The organism is Acetobacterium sp. (genome assembly GCF_041752335.1).
In the GTDB taxonomy this organism is placed as follows: Bacteria; Bacillota; Clostridia; order Eubacteriales; family Eubacteriaceae; genus Acetobacterium.
This window is the reverse complement of record NZ_JBGSHG010000131.1, coordinates 1-3,930: the sequence shown is the minus strand read 5'-3', so window position 1 is coordinate 3,930 and position 3,930 is coordinate 1. Positions and strand designations below refer to the sequence as shown.

At 44.8% G+C, this 3,930-nt stretch carries 3 protein-coding genes and 2 tRNA genes; all 5 read right to left on the bottom strand.

Features of this window, described 5'->3' with window-relative positions; translation table 11 throughout:
• Positions 1-59 precede the first annotated feature (59 nt).
• The 5 genes from ACEW8F_RS16195 to rpsU all read right to left on the bottom strand — a co-directional run bounded on the left by ACEW8F_RS16195 (position 60) and on the right by rpsU (position 3,841).
• Positions 60-136: transfer RNA gene (locus ACEW8F_RS16195), tRNA-Ile, on the bottom strand.
• A 20-nt stretch (positions 137-156) separates the two neighbouring features.
• Positions 157-233: transfer RNA gene (locus ACEW8F_RS16190), tRNA-Pro, on the bottom strand.
• A gap of 187 nt (positions 234-420) precedes the next feature.
• The gene (locus tag ACEW8F_RS16185; RefSeq protein WP_373484502.1) at positions 421-2,811 is read right to left on the bottom strand and encodes a cation-translocating P-type ATPase; all 2,391 of its coding nucleotides are present in this window, start codon (positions 2,809-2,811) and stop codon (positions 421-423) included.
• Positions 2,812-3,203: 392 nt separating this feature from the next.
• Complete coding sequence (locus ACEW8F_RS16180) at positions 3,204-3,647, bottom strand: GatB/YqeY domain-containing protein (RefSeq protein WP_373484501.1); 444 nt, start codon at positions 3,645-3,647, stop codon at positions 3,204-3,206.
• Between the two features lie 11 nt (positions 3,648-3,658).
• A complete protein-coding gene (gene rpsU / locus ACEW8F_RS16175; RefSeq protein ID WP_013379247.1) occupies positions 3,659-3,841 on the bottom strand; it encodes a 30S ribosomal protein S21 in 183 nt (60 codons plus the stop codon).
• Positions 3,842-3,930 lie beyond the last annotated feature (89 nt).

The window sequence follows — 3,930 nt, the reverse complement described above, 5'->3', positions numbered from 1 at the left end:
CCGACACGGGGATTTTCAGTCCCCTGCTCTACCGACTGAGCTATCTGGGCAAAAAAATATGGTGGGCCTTCAGGGGCTCGAACCCCGGACCTACCGGTTATGAGCCGGTTGCTCTAACCAACTGAGCTAAAGGCCCCCAAGTAATTTCTAAAAAAATGGTCGAGGTGAGAGGATTCGAACCTCCGGCCCCATGGTCCCAAACCATGTGCGCTACCAAACTGCGCTACACCTCGATACAATACTTGACTATTATAAATGTTTTTCGATTCGCTGTCAAGGATATTTTATCTTTTTTTCTTTCAAACAATGCTTATCTTTGACGACTTGCTTATTATAGCACGATCAAACGCTCTAATGCAAGTCTTTTTTTCACAAAAGAATCAGATTTTTGATTCTTTTGTGAAAAAGGTCTAAATCTTACTATTTTTCCAAAACGGTGGCTTTAGCAGTCTTTTTTTCTTTTTCCCGACGATTCAGGAGACCCTCTGCCCAATTAACCGTCCAATCAAAAATCCTGAGCATCGGGTAAATATCCAGGACAGTGATTCCCAGCACAATAAACATCGCTGGTAAAAAATCCTGAATCGGTGTCAGGAAAAACAAATCTTCCAGGAACAGCACACAGCATAAAAAAGAAACGGTCATGACAAAGAACAACGCCCATCGTTTATTATCCAGCGGCTGGCACACCCGAAAAAGAATAACTAAGCCAATTAAACCGGTAGAAATAACCGCTAACGTGGAAATCTGCTGATGATCCAGATGCAGATAAGCACCGACAATCATAATCATGACCACATTAAAGACCACTGTTAAAGCTCCCGGCAGGGATTTCTTCAGAACCTTTTCCAGAAAATTTCCGGTGATCCGATTTTTGTTGGGTTCCAAGGCCAGAAAAACCGAAGGTGCGCCAATGGTCAGCGCACTGATCAGGGTTAATTGAATCGGAACAAAGGGATAGGCCTCATTGGCAATGATCACAATAATAGCCAGCATCAGCGAAAACATGGTCTTTACTAAAAACAGCGATGCCGCCCGGGTAATATTATTAATGACCCGGCGCCCTTCCATCAGAACCCGGGTAAAACTGGCGAAATTGGAATCGAGCAAGACCAGCTGGGAAACCTGACGCACGGCATCGCTGCCTTCAGCCATGGCGATACTGCAGTCAGCCTCTCGTAAAGCCAGAACATCATTGACCCCATCCCCGGTCATGGCTACGGTATGACCCTGACTTTTGAGGGATTCTATCAAAAGACGTTTCTGTCCTGGGGTTACCCGGCCAAAAACCGAGTAAGCCTGAGCCGCATTACGAACATCCTCATCTTCTGTGAGAGTAGATGCATCCACATAATTGTCCCAGTCCAATAAACCCGCCCGATGAGCGACCTGGGAAACAGTAACCGGATTGTCGCCGGAAATAACCTTGATTTCTACCCCCTGGTTTCTGAAAAACTCCAAGGTTTTCTTGGCTTCCTGGCGAATTTTATCGCCCATCGGCAGCAGTGCAATCGTGCTGATATTGTCCGGCAGGCTGCCATCTTCTGTAAATGGTTCAGCGGCGTAACCCAGCATTAAAACCCGGTTGCCTTCACTGGCATATTGTTCAACCTTTTCCTGAATTTCGTCGTAGCGGTCTTTTAAAATAAATTCCGGGGCCCCGATCACAAAGGTACCTTGTTCCCCAAAAAAAGCACCGCTCCACTTTCGATCAGACGAAAAAGGGATCACCCGCTCGCATTGCCATTTGGGCGCCTCGCCCTTACAGCTTTCACTGAGAGCCCGAAAGGTGGCATTGTCATCTTTCAGATTGGCAATCAAAGCCCGGATCGCCTGGACCGGATTTTGATCATGACAAATGGTTTCCATCGACAAAACTTCCATATTGCCTTCGGTAATGGTCCCGGTTTTATCGAGACAGAGCATATCCACCCGGGCCAGGGTTTCAATGCAATATAGCTCCTGAACCAAGGTCTGATGCCGCCCCAATCTGATCACCCCAACAGCCAGGGCCACACTGGTTAACAGCACCAGTCCCTCTGGAATCATCCCGATCAGAGCTGCCACCGTTTGGGTAACGCCCGCCTGAAGTGGCAAGTCCTGGACAATCAGTTGTTTGTACAGTAGCAGCAGACCGAGGGGGACAATCACAATACTGATGCTTTTCATAATAAAACCCAGGGCATTCATAATTTCTGAGTTTGGTTTTTTGGCGACTTTAACGGCTTCAACTAATTTTGACGCATAATTCTCCAGACCTACCTGGGTCACCTGAACCGTGGCCTGCCCGGATACCACAAAGCTGCCGGAAAGAAGGGTATCCCCCATATATTTCATAATCGAATCCGACTCGCCGGTGAGCAGGGATTCATTGACTTCCAGTTCCCCTTTTACCACCTGAGAATCCGAAGGGATCTGTTTGCCGGCTTTCAAAATGAGAATATCATCCAACACTATTTTTTCAAATACGATTTCCTGAGGATTGCCGTCCCGTAAAACGGTAACATGAGGTTGGGAGATCAGTGAGAGCTTATCAATGGTTTTTTTTGCCTTTATTTCCTGAAAGATGCCAATAAATGTATTAATGATAACAATATTAATAAATAGCAGATTTTGAAATGACTCCACAAAAATAACCATCAACGCCAGGATGATGTTAAGCATATTAAACAAGGTTAAGCTGTTATCTTTGACAATTCTGCCAATGGTTTTTGTTTTGGATTGGGGTTGGATATTAACCTTTCCGGCTGCTATCCTTTCTTCAACCTGGGCTTGCGTCAGTCCAATTTCAAGGTTGATATTATTTTCCATTGATTCCTCCCGATAATTTAATCACTGGTGGGATTATATCACCATAATCTTAAAATACCTTGTAGCTACCCATGTCCTGGAATACCGATCACAAAATATACAGCAAACGTAGTACCGACAATTGTTACATCAAGTTGTACGCATCGGAGCGGACACGGCGTAGCCTGTCCGATTCTGCGCGAAGGCAACGAGCCAATCACGAGCTTGCTTGTAGTTGGCGACTGCCCGCGACCAATGCGAAAGGAGCACAGCGGATTTCGCATGGCGCAGCGAACAACAGATTAACAATTGGTCGGTACGGCAACTCAGAACCAAACCTCGAATTTTTCAGACAAAAAAAGAAGCCTGCCCCAGGGACAAACCTCTTTATATGTGTAGTATTAATTTTTTTGCTATGCCAGACTTTCTCTGACCACTTGATTAACAAGCTTTCCGTCTGCCCGGCCTTTAACCTTCGGCATCAGGGCACTCATAATTTTTCCCATGTCTTTTGCGTCAACGGCACCGGTTTCTTTTATCGTTTCAGCCACAATCACTTTGATTTCATCAACCGTTAATTGTGTAGGAAGGTAGCCCTCGATGATTGTTATCTCTTCGCGAGCCTGCTGGATTAAATCGTCTCTTTGAGCTTTCTCAAACTCGGCCAGGCCATCCCGACGTTGTTTGAGCTGTTTTGCAATAATTTCAAGAATCTGGTCATCTTCCAGTTCCACTTTCTGATCCTTCTCGACTTGTAAAACAGCCGCCCGAATCATGGTAATGGTAGATTTCTTAACCTTGTCCTTGTCCTTCATTGCTGTTTTTAAGTCAGCCTGTAATTGATCCTTTAATGCCAATTAGTCACATCCTATCTTTTTTTCATCTTTCTTTTTCTAGCTGCTTCTGATTTTCTTTTTCGCTTTACGCTTGGCTTTTCATAATGCTCTCTTTTGCGAATTTCAGACATAACCCCAGCCATTGCTGTTTTTCTTTTAAAACGTCGCAATGCACTTTCGAGTGTTTCATTTTCTTTGATTTTTACTTCAGACATTTTCAACCCCCCCCTCTAATCCGTTGCTAATTTCCGGTACTGTTAATCAACATGGTATGAGTCAAACTATATTATACGCATTATTTCTT

What these genes read in the sequence shown, in the direction of transcription:
- rpsU (WP_013379247.1), bottom strand. Translation starts at nt 3,841, where the DNA reads ATGTCTGAAGTAAAAATCAAAGAAAATGAAACACTCGAAAGTGCATTG.
- ACEW8F_RS16185 (WP_373484502.1), bottom strand. Translation starts at nt 2,811, where the DNA reads ATGGAAAATAATATCAACCTTGAAATTGGACTGACGCAAGCCCAGGTT.